The following is a 17463-nucleotide window of genomic DNA, read 5'->3' on the forward strand; positions in this document are numbered from 1 at the left end:
AGGGCTGCGCTTGCCGATACGTCGTTAAAAAATGACTCAAAATGCTCATTTACTGAATGTAAACTCCGCTTTTTCGTCATTTTTTGCCTTGTCTCGCCTGCGCTCGCTACCTTTTGCGACAACCTCCTTGGAGCGGGATTGCTTATTTTAAAAGAAGTGTAAGTATACCTTTTCTACAGAAAGAATAAGTAGTCTTTTCTATTATTTCAGGATTGGAAAATGCTTAATTACCATTTCTATCGATATGGTATTGCGTGGAAAAGGTGGCAAGATCCGTCATCATGAAAAATAATAACCTTTATCGCTTATGGCTTTTAGAGGCGCAAGCCACCATCCAGTTCCAGCACTCGACCATTGAAATAGTCATTTTCAAAAATAAAGGCGACAGTTTCTGCAATCTCTTCAGGCTTGCCCATACGCCCGGAAGGAATGCCCGCGTTCATTTTTGCACGAGCTTCGGGTTTCATACTCAGCGTCATTTCAGTCTCAATCATACCTGGTGCAATCGCAGCACTCCTGATACCAAAACGAGCCAGTTCCTTGGCCCAGGATACGGTCATGGCGACCACTCCGGCTTTGGCTGCTGAGTAGTTGGTTTGTCCGAAGTTGCCAGAGCGAGAGATGCTGGCAATGTTGAGGATCAAACCTTGAGTGCCTGATTCAATCATGCTGGCAGCCACTTCTCGACCACAGAGAAATACGCCAGTAAGATTAACGTCGATGACTGATTGCCATTTGGCCAGAGAAAGTTTGTCGGTCACTTGTCCGTCTTTGGCTTTTATCAGGAGCCCGTCACGCAGAATGCCAGCATTGTTAATGAGGCCATTGAGAGGCCCCAGCTTTTCTCTGGCAACTTTTACTGAGTTTTCAACTTCCTGTTCGTTAGCGACATTGGTCGGTAGGGCAATAGCTTTGGCTCCCAGCTCAGAGCACTCTTTTACCGCCTGATCCAGGGCTTCGCCTTCAAGATCGATCAGCCCGAGGCTGGCACCTTTTTCTGCCAGGTGAAGTGCCATGGCTTTGCCCAGACCACGGGCTGCGCCGGTGATAAGGATGTTACTTTGTTTGAGATTCATTCTTTTGTTCTTCTACGCCTGAAAATCACCCCATGATTGTAACGGAACCTGAGGAATTCTCCATGAATGGCTTTTTAAAGTAATGCCAAAATAACGGTTAATACTGCATGATAATCTTATTGATAATCAATCTCATTAATATATAATCGCCTCAAAATGCCTGAACAGGCGTCTTAATCATCAACCAAAGCCGGGTTCGGTTTAAGGTTGAAGAATCGTATTCTACATACCGAAAAAAGTGGTATGTTCTACGGTATGCAAATACAAGGGGAAACAGATGGAACCCAAGGTTCAAGCCGCTCACGACGCACGTAACTTACTTTTGAATGAGTACCACGGTATTCTGTCGACTCACTCTGATGACGTGCCCGGGTACCCGTTTGGTTCCGTAATGCCTTACTGCCTGGACAAGCACGGCAACCCTGTCATTCTGATCAGTGACCTGGCCCAGCACACCAAGAACGTTGAAGCTAATCCTAAGGTTTCCCTGATCATCACCCAAAGCGGTGTTGACGATATCCACAAAGCAGGCCGTCTGACCTGGATCGGCGATGCAGAAAAGATTGAAGCCGACAGTGAAGAAGTGAAAGAACTGGAGCAGCGTTACTACGCCTTCTTCCCACCTTCTGCCAACTATCACAAAACCCATGGTTTTGACTTCTACCGTATTCACCTGAAGCGTGCCCGCTTCATCGGTGGTTTTGGTAAGATTTTCTGGGTCAAGAACGAACTGATGACTCGTGAAAACCCATTCTACGGCAGCGTAGAAAATGGCATGGTTAAGCACATGAACGAAGATCATGTCGATGCCATGGTTAAATACTGCAAAGCTGCAGGTATCGAAATTCCAGAAGGCGTTGAGCCAAAGATGGCAGGTATCGATGCCACGGGTATGCACCTGCTGCTGAATGACAAGCTGGTTCGCATTCCTTTCCCAACAGAAGTGGAAGAGCCAATGGCGGTTCGAAAGACTCTGGTTGAGATGGCGAAAGTAGCCTGATACTGGGTACAGAAACAAACAAAAAGCCCCGACTTGTTCGGGGTTTTTTACGTCTTCTGTCGTTAATAAATATGCATCAAAGTTAATATTAGCTTTCTGGTCTAGGATTGATTACCTGCTTTCTTTACTGGGCGATCAGAATGAAAATCCTTGTGACTCTGATGTTGTTATTATCGGGAGCGGTATCGACTCTTCAGGCTCAGGTGCCTGATCTGATTGATCGGAAGCAGGATCTTGTCAATGCTACAGTTCGGCCCTTAGAGATACTGATAGAAGCAGGAACGACACAATCCAGAACTCAGACTGGATCGCAACCAATCTCTCACCCCATTGAGGCAGAGACCACAAGGAAGTCCGGCGCTTTGGTCCGGACCTCGATAAAAGTCACATTGCTGCCAAAGGATCCTGAGCAGCCTCCACCACCAAAGCAGAATCCTGAAGTCACTGAAAAAATCATGACCACACTGGTCAATGAAATGGCGGAGGTTTTAAACAGGCTTGAAACCCTGATCAGGGCAAGAGGGGTTCTACTTCTTCTGGTGTTCGATCTGGATGACACACTTTTTCAGCGCAGTTTTCAGTTCGGGCCAGAAATAGAATCTCTCACACTCTCTCAGCTGAAAGAATTGCAGCAGTTATGGCTCATGCAATTTCATGATTTTCTTAATAACAATCCGGATTCAGTGCGTCTGGTCTACAACACGTCGCGGAATTTCATGTCATTGCCATCAAAAGAGCCAATAGGTCAGGAGCATGAGTCCGTTCAGCTGATAAGAACCGTTGACGGTGTAACCAGAAGAATGATGCAGTTTCTAACTCAGGAGGAATCTTCAAGCCTATCCGCTTCCAAGTGGGTATCCCCATTCCTGATGCACTGATTACCGGAACAGGAAGATACATTCAGACGGCATCTGCATTGTAATATTCTTATTTAAATCAGCTCTGGGTAAACGAGTCTATCGAGCAATGGCTTCTAGAGGATCAGGTCAAAATGAATGAGGCTTCTGGTTATCTCAAGCAACACTTTAACTCAGAGGAATCGTGGTCTACTAAAGCGCTCAGGACGTTAATTAATAGAGAAGGATTTGCCGAGAAAAAAGCGACAGTTCCTATTCCTTCGGCGTTTTATCAGGCAACCATTACCCTGACCCAGGTTTCTGGACTGGAGGCGTTTTTCTATATCCAGAATGTTTCGGTCAACAAAGGAACCTCACTGCGTATCTTATTGAATACGAGTCGTATCATGAATTCGGATAAAACGGTTATAGGCGTCGTTTATGGTGACTCAGTGACTGATTTGAGTATGCTTCGCCCTGATCTGGAAATAAGGGCTACTGTACCCGTTGCAGTCCCGAATCTTGCCAGGCGTAACACTCGTTTTGAAACAATGGGTATTCCCGGTGATAGCGAGCTATTCAGTGCTTTATGGTGGAACTTCAGTGTAGTGCCCAGCAAACGGCCATTCTACAAGAGCAGAAATCAGAGAGTGATGTCTTCGATTCAGTCCAAAAAAGTGATTAAAGCGAATGGCAAGGGTCTGCTGGGATTGTTACAGATGACGTTAGGACAGCTAATGACTCATAAAGAAACAGCGCTTTAAATAAGCGTTTGGTTTTTGGCAGAATGCTATGAGTGTGTATTTGTCCTGTAAAGCCTTCATTTTCCCCCCTTGAAGTTTCTTCATAAAGCACCATATAAGAAGCACCATTGTTTATGGAGGCTTCCATGCGCTTCCCTTTTTGGATTTTTTTACTATTCCCTGCCCTGGAGCTGGTCGTATTGATCAAGGTAGGGGGCTATATAGGTGCTCTTAATACACTGGCCCTGGTGATTCTGGGCATGGTTGCCGGTATGGCAGTCGTTCGCCGTCAAGGCTTTCGTACTATGCTGAAAGCCCGGGAAAAAATGACCCATGGCGAGATGCCGGCGCTGGAAATGCTGGAAGGCTTAATGATTGCCCTGGGTGGGGTATTCCTGATGATTCCGGGCTTTATTACTGACTTTTTCGGAGTAGCTCTGTTAATTCCCCCACTTCGCAAAGTGCTGCTAAGACGAATGATTAAAAGCGGACGCTGGCAGACACAACAGTCCTCAACCACCTTTGAAGGTGATTACTATCGCGAGGACATCGACAGCAACCGGGGCATTAATCAGACTTTTGAGGGTGAATTTAAGCGGAAAGATGAAAAAAAATCTCAGTGACCCCCTTGAAAATGCAAAAGCCACCCTTACTTACTGAATTACCGATAATTGGGTTCGGTCCTGACAATACCGGTCGGGCCATTTTACAAGAGTTGATTGCTGAAATTTCGGCAAAAACAGTTGGAGAGATACATCGATGAAAATCCGTCCGTTGCGTGATCGCGTGATCGTTCGTCGTGAAGAAGAAGAAACCACTTCTGCTGGCGGTATCGTGCTGCCAGGTTCTGCTACTGAAAAGCCAAACCAGGGTGTGGTAGTAGCTATCGGTGATGGCGTATTTCTGGACAACGGTGAAAAGCGTCCTGTCGGCGTAATCGTTGGCGATAAAGTGATCTTTGGTAAGTACGCTGGTTCTGACACCGTAAAGATTGATGGCGAAGAGCTGATCATCGTATCCGAGAGCGAAATCTACGCTGTTCTGGAAGACTGATCCCGGAACCCCGATTTTATAACAACTGTTTTAAATTTCCAAAGGATTACCCATCATGGCAGCAAAACAGGTTAAGTTCGGCGACGAAGCTCGCAAACAAATGCTGGAAGGCGTCAACGTTCTGGCTGACGCTGTTAAAGCGACTCTCGGTCCAAAAGGCCGTAACGTTCTGCTGGAGAAGTCTTTCGGCGCTCCTACCATCACCAAAGATGGTGTTTCCGTAGCCAAAGAAATCGAGCTGTCTGACAAGTTCCAGAACATGGGCGCTCAGCTGGTTAAGGAAGTCGCTTCCCAGGCTAACGATCAGGCAGGTGACGGCACAACTACCGCTACTGTACTGGCTCAGTCCATCCTGAACGAAGGTCTGAAGTACGTTGCTGCTGGCATGAACCCAATGGATCTGAAGCGCGGCATCGACAAAGCAGTGATTGCTGTTGTTGAACAGCTGAAGATCATGTCTACTCCTTGTGAAGATGGCAAGTCTATCGCTCAGGTAGGTACTATCTCCGCTAACTCTGACGAGCTGGTAGGCCAGATCATCGCTGAAGCTATGGAGAAAGTAGGCAAAGAAGGTGTTATCACCGTTGAAGAAGGTTCCGGTCTGGAAAACGAACTGGACGTAGTAGAAGGCATGCAGTTCGACCGTGGCTACCTGTCTCCATACTTCATCAACAACCAGGAAAGCATGTCTGCTGAACTGGAAAGCCCATTCATCCTGCTGGTTGACAAGAAGATCTCTAACATTCGTGATCTGCTTCCGGTACTGGAAAATGTTGCTAAAGCCGGCAAGCCTCTGCTGATCATCGCTGAAGATGTTGAAGGCGAAGCGCTGGCTACTCTGGTTGTGAACAACATGCGCGGCATCGTTAAGGTCGCTGCTGTTAAAGCGCCTGGTTTCGGTGACCGTCGTAAAGCCATGCTGCAGGATATCGCTGTTTTGACTGGCGGTACCGTGATTTCTGAAGAAATCGGTCTGTCTCTGGAAAGCGCTACTCTGGAAGACCTGGGTTCTGCCAAGCGTATTGCTATCACCAAAGAAGACACCACTATCGTTGATGGTGCTGGTAATCAGGCTGACATCGTTGCCCGTGTAGACCAGGTGCGTGCTGAGATCGAAAACTCTACTTCTGACTACGACAAAGAAAAACTGCAGGAACGTGTAGCCAAGCTGGCTGGCGGTGTTGCAGTGGTTAAAGTTGGCGCAGCGACTGAAGTAGAAATGAAAGAGAAGAAAGCTCGCGTTGAAGATGCTCTGCATGCTACTCGCGCAGCCGTTGAAGAAGGTGTGGTTGCCGGTGGTGGTGTTGCCCTGATTCGTGCTCTTTCCAACATCAGTGTTGATGCGATCAATGCTGAGCAGAAAGCCGGTGTTGAACTGATTCTGCGTGCTCTGGAAGGTCCAATCCGTCAGATCGCTTCTAACTCCGGTGACGAAGCTTCTGTTGTGGTAGACAAGGTTAAGTCTGGCGAAGGTACCTTCGGTTACAACGCTGCTACCGGTGAATACGGTGACATGATCGAGATGGGTATCCTGGATCCAGCTAAAGTAACCCGTTCTGCTCTGCAGGCGGCTGCTTCTGTTGCTGGTCTGATGATCACCACTGAAGCAATGGTTGCTGATGAGCCAGCAGACGCTGCTGCTCCTGCTATGCCTGATATGGGCGGCATGGGTGGTATGGGCGGTATGGGCGGCATGATGTAATCATCCCCCTGAAGCTCTGCTTCTCCCAAAAGGCTGTTTCTGTTTCAGAAGCAGCCTTTTTTATGGGTTTTGAAAAACGCTTTTCTCAGCTGTCAGGAGACGGTTGGAGTTGTTCCTTCTGGAATTGAGGCTGAAATGGTCATAAGTCCGACAGACTTTACTATGAAAATGCCGCTATTTCGGGCTCTGTAGTCATTTTCATGGTTCGGATGGTCCGGCATTCCGGTGAGCGGCATTTCCGACTCATGGCTGCTGAGTGTCAATACAAATAGGACGCTTAAAAAGTCTGGGAGACATAAATGGCTGTCAGGCAAATGTAGATAAATCCCAGATAAAGCATATCACGGAGGTATTGGGTTTCTGTGGTTGTGAACTCCTTAATCGGACATCCGCTATTAGTGCAGTGATTGCTCATACCCAGCAACAATCGATCCATTCCACTGTCGATGACAAATTGTTCTGAGAGGTTGGGCTTCAGTGTGCAGGATGTGCTCGAGCAGGAACCTCCGGATGTATCTAAATCAAAGCTAAGCGTCAACAAAGTGCGTTGGCCGTTATCATGTTCTCCGTACTCATGGTTGGCAGGTTGGTAAGTCATGAAGCTGCGAGAGGGTAAGCGGGTATCTACTTCATAGGTTTCTTTCCAGCTCGATTTCACCCGGCTTCTGGCTTTAAGAGGTAGAGCAACCAGCTCGTAGTCTGACCATTTTGTTTTAAGCAGGTCATCCGGGATTTGATCAATATAAGCCGCCCCTTTTTGCGATGTGGTGGTGAATATTTTAATTCTGACTTTGCTGACTGTGCCATTGTTTTTGAACTTATAGGGTATTTTTCCACTCAGTAAGCTTCTGATTTTCTTTGCATGCTTTCCAGATACGATTAATTGTCCCTCAGTTAAATAGCCAGTGCATAGGTGTTTAATGTGACGTTCTTCTCCTGATGTCACGGTTTCTTTGGCCTGCAACGGTGACTTACTTTCAATCAGTTCGACACTGGCAATATGCTCTTCCGGTTCTCCGAAGTGAAATAAAACTTTGTCTGCAGACCAGCTGTGGAGTGCATAAAAAAAGCTGATAAAGAACAAGACAGAAGTCTGAATCAATTTCTTCGGGGCCGTCATAATGCCTCTCCAGCCAGATAAGCTACTTCAAGATAGCCAATCATAAAGTGAGAGGAATAAATTTTTATGTGACGACTCATTTCACAATGATCTCTGCCGATGTTCCAAGTCATGGCTATTAACGGCACTGGAGCTGAATATGAGCGGTGGTATGGAAGTTACAGGAGGAAACAGTCATCTTCAGGTACCTACTGGAAATTCAGGTGGCACTGCTCCTGTGTCTTCGGACGGGAATACACCGACTCATAAAGTCAGTGGCCCTGTTACGCCCGATCCAAAGCTCAGTCAGCTACAGAAAAAACAGACTTCCGATGTGCCTATTACCGACAGAAAAACCGATACCAATCCTCCCTCTACAACACCGGGACTAAAGCCGTCCAAAGAGACATCTTCAGAAAGTCCTGAGAAGACGGAAAAAGAAGAGGAGATTTCCGAAGCAAAGGCAGCCAGGGAGGCCCAAGAGCTCGAAAGCATGTCTGAGGATGAGCTCAAGGCCAAGCAGAAAGAGAAACTGAACGAAGCAGGCAAGATTTCTGACCGTTATGAAGAGTTTTCTCTATTAGGGCGGGCCAAGGGTGCACTGGACAACCCTAAGAATGCACCCAAAGATCTCAAGGTAACAATTGCTTTGCCCGGTAAAGACCCCGTCACACTTATTCCATGGGATGACAAGCTCATGGAGAGGGAAGATTTTCAGGAGTTATTGGATACCGCTAAAAAAGTGTTGGAAGAGCATGAGGCAGCAAACTTTGACGGCTACAAAGCCGATGACGATGTTAATAAACTGTCTGAACTGAAAGGGACTATTAAACAGATCGCTGACAAACTGGGTGATAATAAGTACGAAGAAGGTGAACGGGACCAGGACAATGAGTGGGAAAAACTCTGGAAGGAAGTGCGCCATAAACCCGTGAGGTTGGAGGCCTTTGAAGGGTTGAACCGATCTGATCGGACACGAGTAGTAGCAGAACCACTGCCTGAATCCGCCCAGGAAAAACTGAAGAAAGCCAAGGGCTCTGAACCCAAGCCCAATGAGTCAGAAACCCACCCTGAAAATGTGACTAAGCCGGGGGGCAATGACGACAATGGCAGTGCCTTGAGTCCTGAGCAACAGCAAAAACAGAAACAGAAGTTAAGATCCCAACCTGAAATACCTGCTGTACCCTCTCAAACAGGCAAAACCAAATAGTGTCATCAATAATTGAACTGTCCTGAAAAAGCCTGATTGTCTCTCTCTGCCATGGAGTTGATTGGATCAGTCATCTGGCTGCGTATGGCGTTCATAAAGATGGCACGGGATTTCGAGAATTCTATGACTCCACTGAGTAATCCGGGAATGTCTTCTTCCACAAAACCATGCAACAGTGTCTGACTGTGAAGAGTTTCGCAGGTGTGAATCCTGAAAAACTCCATGTTAATACCGGGCTGGTCAGAGAAAGCCTTCATAAAACCGCCCCACTTGGCTTGAGACTCATTGGCAAAAAAAGCACCAATAGCTTTGCTCACTGACTGCTCCCGAGCATTTTTCAGTGTTTGAATCATGAAGTTTCCCGATGGTTGGCAGGCATTCAGTGTGACCCCCATACTGCTGGCTGTTTCGATAAACAGTTTAGTGTGAGGCGCTGTGCCACGGCAGCCTAACTCATCCTGCAGATTCTCTTCCAGGGAAGCCCTGATTGACTCTGGAAGGTCATCACGGGCTAACAGGGTTTGGGGCCATTTGTAAAAATGACCGGTAAATGACCAGATTGCTCCCATGATGGCTGGAAGCTTATAAATATGAATATACTTTCTAATTTCTTCCGCAGTTAATTCCCTTGCGTACTGTTCAGACAGCTTACAACACAGTTCATAGAGGGATTTCTGATACATAAGTAAGCAATGGCCTTTTAAATATAATTCCTAAGAGATATTTCAAGGTAGCGGATATTAAAAGGATCTCCAATTGCTAAACTGAAAGTCAGTGTCATTAAAGAGTGATCAGGATGAAGAAATTAATCGTAATGGCCGGTTTAGTAGTAGCTGCCGGGTGCGCTCATGTTAATCAGAATGCTTTTCAACAACTGGATGTTGGGATGAGCATTGAAAGGGTGGAAGGTATTCTTGGCAAGCCTGAGAGTTGCTCGAATGAGCTGGGCAATAGGGAATGTATCTGGCGTGACGGGGACCGGGAGGTTCGAGTCAGTTATATCAATAATAAGGCAGTGGTTTTCAGTTCAAATGGGTTGCAGTAAGTAGTCAGGGTTCATTGCAAAGCTCTAATAAAAACATTCAGGGAGGAATATTATGTCAGGGGATCTCAGTGCGGGACGTTCAGGGGCAGGATCACCCGCTTATGTTGCTCCCGGGGGAACTAATGATAAGCAATCCGAAGGCCCTGTGCAGGCTAAGTCAGATATTCAGGGAAAGCTGACCGGGTTAAATGAACAAGCTTATAAAGGTAAGTCCATTCTGGATAGGAAAGCTCGTCCACTGGATGATAAGTCGCAGCCACCTTTAAGAGCCAAAGAAAGTAATCTTCAAGATAAAGCCGAGTCGCTGAGAACAGACTGGGCCGTTAATAAATGTCTGGAAGATGTTCAGGCACTGAAAGCCAATCCTGAATACAAGCCCGCTGACGGAAAAGTGCGAGTTCAGCTTGAATCTGGTCAATAGCTGGATCTTGTTCCGCCTGATCTGGATGCTATTACATCAGCCGGTGAGAATCTTGATGATTTGCTTAATGAGATAGAAGGGGACCTGAAGGGATATATTCAGGGTCACTTGCAAGATCGTTCACTCGTTGATATTAAAAAAGCACTGCAGGAAGTAAAAATAGATTTGCTAAGGGTGGGAAAAGAACTCAGTGAATCCGGAGAAGAGACGGACTGGCAGGAAAAATGGAAAGCCTTGATGTCCAGTCCGGTCACCTTCAAACTGACGACTAGTGATCGCGACGTTCAGTTGGAAAGAGTCCCGGGTCCACCGGAAGATAAAAGGGAAGCCTGAGCTTCCCTTTTATCCATTAATCTTCAGCCTCTTCATCAAAGAGTGGATAAATGCAGCCGGAGTTAATCAAGTCGAGCAGCCACTCTCTGGTTTCTTCGTCTTCGACAGTACACCATTGCTCTGATGCCAGCTGTGAGTTCTGACACAACTCTTGAGCCAAATGTCTGGTACTGGCTGAATGGCATTCATAAGCATCGCCATCGGCAAACAATATCAGGGACTTTTTCTCTTCCTTGAATGCCAGCCTTGAACCTTCATTAAGTACCAGCTCGACGTCATCAGCTTCTTCAATCAGGTGTTCCCAACTCTGCCAGGGCTCTTCAACAGGCTGTTCATGTTTGGGTTGGGTCATCATCTCGCCAAACCATTCTGCCAGCATTGAGCGGTCTTCAATGTGTTCCTTCAGTATGTGCTGCAGTCGATCCAGTGCTTTTTCATCAATCTCACCCTTTCGGGTAGGTAACGTCTGATCGGAATCTGAATAGCGAAGGCTCTCCGGCAACTGATCGGCAATAAAGTCGGTATACTGCATCAGAATCTCACGATGACTGGGAGCCCGGAAGCCTACTGATAAGGTCATGCATTCCCCTTCGGCAGCCCCATGATGACCCACGCCTGGTGGCAGGTACAGCATGTCACCCGGTTCAAGGACGTAATCTTCTAATACTTCAAACTCTGACAGAATGTGCAGGTCGGTATTTTCCAGTTTTGGTGAAGAGGCATCATACACGGGGCCTACTTGCCAGCGCCTTTTGCCTTCAGCCTGGATCAGGAAAACATCAAAATGATCGTAGTGAGGGCCTACTGAACCGCCATCGGTTGCATAGCTGATCATGATGTCTTCCAGCCGCCATGAAGGAAGAAAATCAAAGCCCTCCAGCAGCGAGTGAACATCGGGGATCCAGTGGTCAACAGCCTGAACCAAAAGGGTCCAGTGACTGGGTGGAAGATTCGTAAAGTCAGATTCGCTGAAAGGTCCTCGCCTCAGCTCCCAGGGCTTTTCACCTTTTTCCAGGACAATGCGGGACTCAACTTCTTCTTCCAGAGCCAGACCCGCCAGCTCGTCGGCCGAGAGTGGTGGTTGGAAGTCCGGGATGGCCTGACGAATCAGCAGGGGTTTCTTTTGCCAATAGCTTTTCAGGAAAGCTTCAGCTGAGAGGGAACCCAGAATTGACTGTTTCATTGAATTTCATCGGAATGTAAATAAACGGCCGCAAGGTTAGCACAAAGTGGCCTTATTAGTTGGCTTAGCTGTAGGATAGATGGTTCTAAGCAGACATAGCGACAGAACAATTTTTCTTCCCCTCAGGAATGAAAACTTTTCGAAGTAAAAGGAGAATTATAATGAAAGTCTATGGCGCAACACTTTCCCCCATGGTTCGCAAGGTTGTAGTGGCCCTGGAAATGAAAGGATTGGATTTTGAGCTTGATCCCGTTATTCCTTTTAATACCCCGGAAGGTTTTGAAAAAGTCAGTCCCCTGAAAAAAATCCCTGCATTACAGGACGGTGATATTACGTTGGCGGACTCCACTGTCATCTGTGAATACCTTGAAGACCGTTACCCTGAAGTTGCACTGTACCCTGCAGATCCTGTCCTGAAAGCAAAAGCCCGTTGGTTTGAAGAATACGCTGACACTGTCTTGATGAAAGTAACCGCTGAAGGGTTGTTCTTTGAGCGAGTGGTGAAGAAGATGATGGGGATGGAAACTGACGAAGATAAAGTTCAGAAAAACCTCAAAGACAGTATGCCGAAGACCCTGAATTACCTGGAAAGTGTTACCCCGGTAGAAGGTTTCTTACTGGGAGAATCATTGATGATGGCCGATATTAGCATCGGATCAGCCTTCATCAATGCCGGTTATGCCGGGTTCGAACCTGACCCATCAGAATACCCGGGCTTTGCCGCCTATCTGCAGAGGGTCAAGGCTCATCCGGCTTTCCAGAAAAGAATGAAAGAAGATGCCAAATTTTTGAACAGACAGTAAGTGTAAGCGTTATTTTAAGCTGCTAAACATTCTGGCTATAGCTGCTTCGGCTCTGGCCAGACGCATTTCATGGGTCAGCCCGGAGACAACGGTGCCCTGGGCAACCCCTTTCCACAGAGGATCTCCGGTATTGGCTCGAATCAGGGCGATCGCTATGGTCAGTTTTTCCTGACCAGGTTCTGTCACCAGTCCGGGTGTTGTTCCAAAAAAGCGAACCAGCTCAGCATCTGAGACCGTTGAATCCGAAGCGATGCCATAGCGAACAATCAGGGGAGCCAGAGGGAGTTGATCAGGAATAATGTTCATTTTTGCGGATAGCTGCCTGGCAATCTCTACTTCTATATTTTGATAGACACCCTGGCGGTTTGGAAACATCGGATCGGCTTCTTCAGGAATAATGGGTTCGAAAATTAATCCATCAAAGTTCGTCAGAGAGAAACGATGCAGGGGAGAAGAAGTAATGGACAAAGGAGCGACCTGAGGTTTTTCCTGAGGTATGGTCACACTGACGCAGCCTGCAAGTGCCAGGGATACAGCAGCAAGTACGGCAACGGTTATTGTTCTCATTCTTCTCTCCAGTGAAGTTAATGAGCTGATTTTATCATTCACAGAGATAAAATCAGCTTCAAGAGTTACCTCTGTTGGAATTGATAAACTGAGCCCAGCTTTAAGATACGGGTCAACTCATCCAGAGCTGTTCGTGATTCTACCAGAAGGTTAGGGTCAGCAAGGTCGGCTTCAGTCAGCCTGTCGCGATAATGCTTTTCTACCCACTCACAGAGAGTGGTGTAAAGCGTATCGTTCATCAGGCAGGCCTGATTAGTGGCAGTCAGCTCTTCAGGCGTCAATACGACCCTCAGTCGCAGGCAGGCTGGACCACCGCCATTATTCATGCTCTGACGCAGATCGAAAACTTTGACGTCGTTAATGGGGTTGTCAGCCGCTACCAGTTCTTCCAGATAAATTGCTACCTGTCGATCACTCTGGCAATCAGAGGGCACGACAATGGTCATATCCTTATCGGAAGTACTGAGCAGCTGGCTGTTGAACAGGTAACTTTTAACAGCCGTTTCCACTCTGATCTGACTTTCAGGTACTTCAATAATATAAAAGTCATCGTGGCTGTTCATTGGCTCAAGGCTGTAGGCTGCTCTCAGGTCGTTGTAGACCTGGGCCTGATTCAGGAATGCTTTCTCATGACAGAACAGCACGTTGCGGTTACCCACCGCAATCACATCGTTATGAAAAACGCCCTGATCAATGACTTCGGGGTTCTGTTGAGCAAAAACGGTACGACTGGTGTTCAGCTGATGATTGCGGGTAATGGCTTGCGAGGCTTCCATTGTCTGGCGAGCAGGAAATTTTTTGGGTGCGGGCTGAGAGTCGTCAAAGCTGTATTGACCAAATACAAAGAACTCTATACCCGCATCGCCATAGTTCTGGCAGAAACGAGTGTGATTGGCCGCACCTTCATCACCAAAATGAGAGGTGTTAGGTAAAGCTGAGTGATGAGTGAAGTGATCCTGGCTGGAGAAAATGGCTCTCAGGATATTGCCCGTTGTTTCATGCTCGATTGAACGGTGAAACTTGCTGCACAAGTTTGCAGGCGTGAAATGAACCGTGCCGGATGTGGTATCGGAGCTGGGTGATACGGTGGCGGCGTTGGCGGTCCACATAGTAGAGGCGGAACTGCAGGCGGCAAGAATCTTGGGTGCCTGTCGTGACGCCTGAGCAAGAACCTGCGCATCACTGCCGTTGAATCCAAGCTTGCGCAAAGTGTAAACATCAGGCCTTTCGTGCGGAGCCAGTACCCCTTGTACCAACCCCATGTCGTGCAGTGCTTTCATTTTTGCCAGACCCTGCAAAGCAGCCTGTTTCGGGTTAGAAGGCGCAGACTGGTTACTGGTTGAGGCTATATTGCCCAGAGACAGGCCCGCGTAGTTGTGAGTTGGACCTACCAGACCGTCAAAATTCGCTTCAACTGTTTTACTCATGCTTAACAATATTCCAAGTGTCAGACAGGCCTTACCCATCGCCTTTCAAGTTGCTACGTTGTTGTCTGCTTTCGCTCACCCCAGTCACCTACTTATGTAGGCTCCCGGGGCTTCACGAACTTGCCGCCTAGTAGCAATTTGAAATCCAATGGGTATAGGCCTGTCTCTATCCATTAAAGTTTCAGGCCCGGAGCAAGTTTCTCGGGCAGAGAAAGGCTTTCTGCTTCTACGCTGGCAACGGGGTAGGCACAGTAGTCAGCAGCAAAGTAAGCGCTGGGGCGATGGTTACCGCTGTCACCGATACCACCGAAAGGCGCAGCACCGCTGGCACCGGTGATGGGCTTGTTCCAGTTGACGATTCCGGCGCGGCTTAGATGCAGGAATTGTTCATAATCTGCGCGGCTATCACTGAAAATGCCGGCGGACAGTCCATAGCGGGTGTCATTGGCTTTTTCTATGGCTTCGTCGAGGTGGTTGTAGCGAATCACCTGTAACAGAGGTCCAAAGTACTCTTCATCCGGAAGTTCTTGGATGGCGCTGACATCGATAATGCCTGGTGACAATAAGCCGGTACCTTCCTTCAATTTGTCGGCGGCTAGCAGTGACTGCCCACCTAACTGTTGCAGGCGTGTCTGAGCCTGAAGAATACCGTTCGCTGCCGCTTCTGAAATGACAGCTCCCATAAAGGGCTGCTCTTCATCATTCCAATGACCTACCTTGATATTGCAAGTGGCTTCTACCAGTTGCTCGATGAAGGCATTACCCCACTCTGTCGCAGGAACGAACAAACGTCTTGAGCATGTGCAACGTTGACCTGCAGTAATAAACGCTGACTGGATAGCGTCGTGGATAGCGGCTTTACGGTCTTCGACTTCTGTGATGATCAACGGATTATTTCCGCCCATCTCCAGTGCCAGAATCTTGCCGGGCTGGCCACCAAACTGCTGGTGAATCAGTCGTCCGGTATTGGAGCTACCGGTGAAGAACAGGCCGTCAATGCCTTTATGCCCAGCCAGGGAAATGCCGGTTTCCTTCTCTCCTTGTACCAGGTTCAACACCCCTTCAGGCAGTCCTGCCTGTTCCCAGAGCTTGATGGTTTCTTCTGCGGTAGCAGGTGTCAGCTCACTGGGTTTGAAAATAATGGTGTTACCTGCCAGCAGGGCTGGAACAATATGTCCGTTGGGCAGATGCCCCGGGAAGTTGTAGGGGCCAAAAACCGCCACGACGCCATGAGGTTTATGTCGTATAAAGGCACGGGCTCCCGGCATGGCGTTTTCTGTGACCCCAGTGCGCTCGTTATAAGCTTTGATGGAGATCTCGATTTTGCCTTTCATGGCAGCCGCTTCGGTTTTGGATTCCCACAGCGGTTTACCGGTTTCCATGGCAATGGTTTTTGCCAGCAGCGCCGCGTTTTTTTCAACCAACTCTGCAAACTTGCGAACCAGGCTGATCCTGTCTTCCAATGAGCGTGCAGCCCATTCTGGCTGTGCTTTACGGGCGGCTGAAATGGCCAGGTCAATTTGGGAAGGCAGGGCGGCGGCACCACTCCACACGGTTTCACCGCTGGCAGGGTTCAGAGAGCTGAATGTCTGACCTTCACCCTGAAGCCACTGTCCTTTAATGAAGAGAGAACCTTTCATAATTTAACTCCAATGTTAATGAGCTCAGGGCTGCTTATCGATGACTGTTTCGTTGTGGATTGAAGAGCGGTACTACTCTGAGTTCGTCACCGTCCTGCACATTCAGTGCTTCAGCCTGCTTTTGGCTGATGTTGACCGATTCCAGCCCTTCAAACGACAGCTGTCCGGCCATGCAACGAAAATCCCGAAACTGACTGTTGGCGATTAGCCAGACAGTTTCGTCAGTATCAACGGAGTCATGAACTCTTACCCGGTAGCGGCGGGAGTCTCTGATCGCTCTGATGTCTTCAACTTCGGTTTCCAGAACCGGACCACCGTCAAAAATATCGATATAGCCGGTGTATCTGAAACCTTCGCTCTCCAGCAGTTTTCTGGCAGGCACCGTATCCTGATGAGTCTGGCCAATGACGCTTTGAGCCTTGGCTGGCAGCAGGTTGGTATAGATAGCATTGCGTGGCATCAGCTCTGCGATAAAGGATTTACCACGAGAGACCTGCTGATCGGCTTCGACAAAGTCTACTGCAAAGAAACGTCTGCCCAGGGCTTCCCAGAAGGGAGACTCACCATCTTTATCGGAGTAACCACGAAGCTCTGCAATGATGTTGTCGTCGAAGAGTGGCTCATGGGCGGCCATGAAAAGAAAACGGCACTTGGACAGCAGGTGTCCGTTATAGGATTTCCGATATTCCGGGGTCAGGAACAAGGTGCAAAGCTCTGAGTGACCGGTGTAGTCACTGCAAAGAGTCAGGGTTTTGATACGGGTGTAGACGTCCAGCTCTCTGGAAGCATGCACCTGAGTGTTGACCTTGTAGTTATACCAGGGGTCTTTCAGGCCTACAGCGGATTCAATACCGGTGACGCCTACTACCTGTCCTGTCTCAGTATCTTCCATGACAAACAGGTAGTAAGCCTCTTCTAACGGTTTTTCGGCACTGAACGAGCGGACTGCCCAGTCGAGCTTTTTCTGAACCATCTCCTCGTCAGGTTGCAGAGAAGAGAAACCCACGCCGGTAATCTGGGCAATCTGCCAGAGTGCCTCGTGGTCCTGTTCTTTGATGGGTTTGATAATCATCATAAGAAATAGTCAGGCCTCAATAGTCGTTTATTATGATTTTTTTGAGTTGAACATTGCCGTTTATGATACAAGCGGCATTGTTGCTTGCCTCATGACTGAACAAAATCAGATCAATGAGGGCTCCTAGGAGCCTGTCGGACTTAAGACTATTTCGGCCTAAATTCCAGAAAGAACGGCCCAATTATTCGATGAATTCGATTAAATAGGTCAACTATTCTCACGAATCCATCGAATAATTCGACTCGTTCTA

The 17463-nt window shown here is 47.9% G+C and carries 19 protein-coding genes; 11 read left to right on the top strand and 8 right to left on the bottom strand.

What is annotated here, in order from left to right:
* Positions 1 to 314: 314 nt before the first annotated feature.
* Entirely contained in the window at positions 315 to 1076 is a 762-nt protein-coding gene (locus ACR2PX_RS04040; protein WP_433998079.1) for an SDR family oxidoreductase, read from the bottom strand.
* 277 nt (positions 1077 to 1353) lie between these two features.
* Between ACR2PX_RS04040 and ACR2PX_RS04045 the strand changes: the two genes are divergently transcribed.
* From ACR2PX_RS04045 to groL, 6 genes are all read left to right on the top strand, one after another.
* A complete protein-coding gene (locus tag ACR2PX_RS04045; RefSeq protein ID WP_433998080.1) occupies positions 1354 to 2076 on the top strand; it encodes a HugZ family protein in 723 nt (240 codons plus the stop codon).
* Between the two features lie 140 nt (positions 2077 to 2216).
* Positions 2217 to 2954, top strand: a complete 738-nt coding sequence (locus tag ACR2PX_RS04050; RefSeq protein ID WP_433998081.1) for a hypothetical protein — start codon at positions 2217 to 2219, stop codon at positions 2952 to 2954.
* Positions 2955 to 3067: 113 nt separating this feature from the next.
* Complete coding sequence (locus tag ACR2PX_RS04055; protein WP_433998082.1) at positions 3068 to 3676, top strand: hypothetical protein; 609 nt, start codon at positions 3068 to 3070, stop codon at positions 3674 to 3676.
* Positions 3677 to 3801: 125 nt separating this feature from the next.
* Positions 3802 to 4278 (top strand): FxsA family protein, encoded by a 477-nt coding sequence (locus ACR2PX_RS04060; protein WP_433998083.1) that lies wholly within the window; start codon positions 3802 to 3804, stop codon positions 4276 to 4278.
* Positions 4279 to 4414: 136 nt separating this feature from the next.
* Positions 4415 to 4708, top strand: a complete 294-nt coding sequence (locus ACR2PX_RS04065) for a co-chaperone GroES (RefSeq protein WP_433998084.1) — start codon at positions 4415 to 4417, stop codon at positions 4706 to 4708.
* 55 nt (positions 4709 to 4763) lie between these two features.
* Positions 4764 to 6410 (top strand): chaperonin GroEL, encoded by a 1647-nt coding sequence (gene groL / locus ACR2PX_RS04070; protein WP_433998085.1) that lies wholly within the window; start codon positions 4764 to 4766, stop codon positions 6408 to 6410.
* A gap of 277 nt (positions 6411 to 6687) precedes the next feature.
* Here groL and ACR2PX_RS04075 read toward each other — a convergent pair whose 3' ends face one another.
* On the bottom strand, positions 6688 to 7530 hold the full coding sequence (locus ACR2PX_RS04075) for a hypothetical protein (RefSeq protein WP_433998086.1): 843 nt from the start codon (positions 7528 to 7530) through the stop codon (positions 6688 to 6690).
* A gap of 139 nt (positions 7531 to 7669) precedes the next feature.
* Here ACR2PX_RS04075 and ACR2PX_RS04080 point away from each other — a divergent pair, with 139 nt between their 5' ends.
* Complete coding sequence (locus tag ACR2PX_RS04080) at positions 7670 to 8719, top strand: hypothetical protein (RefSeq protein WP_433998087.1); 1050 nt, start codon at positions 7670 to 7672, stop codon at positions 8717 to 8719.
* A 5-nt stretch (positions 8720 to 8724) separates the two neighbouring features.
* Here the strand turns inward: ACR2PX_RS04080 and ACR2PX_RS04085 are convergent, their stop codons facing one another.
* The gene (locus ACR2PX_RS04085) at positions 8725 to 9402 is read right to left on the bottom strand and encodes a hypothetical protein (protein WP_433998088.1); all 678 of its coding nucleotides are present in this window, start codon (positions 9400 to 9402) and stop codon (positions 8725 to 8727) included.
* Positions 9403 to 9515: 113 nt separating this feature from the next.
* On the opposite strand from ACR2PX_RS04085, the gene ACR2PX_RS04090 reads away from it, so the two are divergent.
* The 3 genes from ACR2PX_RS04090 to ACR2PX_RS04100 all read left to right on the top strand — a co-directional run bounded on the left by ACR2PX_RS04090 (position 9516) and on the right by ACR2PX_RS04100 (position 10518).
* Positions 9516 to 9764, top strand: a complete 249-nt coding sequence (locus ACR2PX_RS04090; RefSeq protein WP_433998089.1) for a hypothetical protein — start codon at positions 9516 to 9518, stop codon at positions 9762 to 9764.
* A gap of 52 nt (positions 9765 to 9816) precedes the next feature.
* Positions 9817 to 10185, top strand: coding sequence for a hypothetical protein (locus tag ACR2PX_RS04095; RefSeq protein ID WP_433998090.1), 369 nt, complete (start codon positions 9817 to 9819; stop codon positions 10183 to 10185).
* Positions 10186 to 10293: 108 nt separating this feature from the next.
* Positions 10294 to 10518 (top strand): hypothetical protein, encoded by a 225-nt coding sequence (locus ACR2PX_RS04100; protein WP_433998091.1) that lies wholly within the window; start codon positions 10294 to 10296, stop codon positions 10516 to 10518.
* Positions 10519 to 10534: 16 nt separating this feature from the next.
* Here ACR2PX_RS04100 and ACR2PX_RS04105 read toward each other — a convergent pair whose 3' ends face one another.
* Positions 10535 to 11701, bottom strand: coding sequence for a JmjC domain-containing protein (locus ACR2PX_RS04105; RefSeq protein ID WP_433998092.1), 1167 nt, complete (start codon positions 11699 to 11701; stop codon positions 10535 to 10537).
* A gap of 161 nt (positions 11702 to 11862) precedes the next feature.
* On the opposite strand from ACR2PX_RS04105, the gene ACR2PX_RS04110 reads away from it, so the two are divergent.
* Positions 11863 to 12504, top strand: a complete 642-nt coding sequence (locus ACR2PX_RS04110) for a glutathione S-transferase family protein (protein ID WP_433998093.1) — start codon at positions 11863 to 11865, stop codon at positions 12502 to 12504.
* A gap of 9 nt (positions 12505 to 12513) precedes the next feature.
* On the opposite strand, the gene ACR2PX_RS04115 is transcribed toward ACR2PX_RS04110, so the two are convergent.
* The 4 genes from ACR2PX_RS04115 to astA form a co-directional block, all read right to left on the bottom strand.
* A complete protein-coding gene (locus ACR2PX_RS04115) occupies positions 12514 to 13071 on the bottom strand; it encodes a hypothetical protein (RefSeq protein WP_433998094.1) in 558 nt (185 codons plus the stop codon).
* 65 nt (positions 13072 to 13136) lie between these two features.
* Complete coding sequence (astB, locus tag ACR2PX_RS04120) at positions 13137 to 14498, bottom strand: N-succinylarginine dihydrolase (protein WP_433998095.1); 1362 nt, start codon at positions 14496 to 14498, stop codon at positions 13137 to 13139.
* Between the two features lie 173 nt (positions 14499 to 14671).
* The gene (astD, locus tag ACR2PX_RS04125) at positions 14672 to 16138 is read right to left on the bottom strand and encodes a succinylglutamate-semialdehyde dehydrogenase (protein WP_433998096.1); all 1467 of its coding nucleotides are present in this window, start codon (positions 16136 to 16138) and stop codon (positions 14672 to 14674) included.
* A 34-nt stretch (positions 16139 to 16172) separates the two neighbouring features.
* Positions 16173 to 17213, bottom strand: coding sequence for an arginine N-succinyltransferase (astA, locus tag ACR2PX_RS04130; protein WP_433998097.1), 1041 nt, complete (start codon positions 17211 to 17213; stop codon positions 16173 to 16175).
* Positions 17214 to 17463 lie beyond the last annotated feature (250 nt).

This window comes from Endozoicomonas sp., assembly GCF_051008435.1.
GTDB lineage: Bacteria > Pseudomonadota > Gammaproteobacteria > Pseudomonadales > Endozoicomonadaceae > Endozoicomonas_A.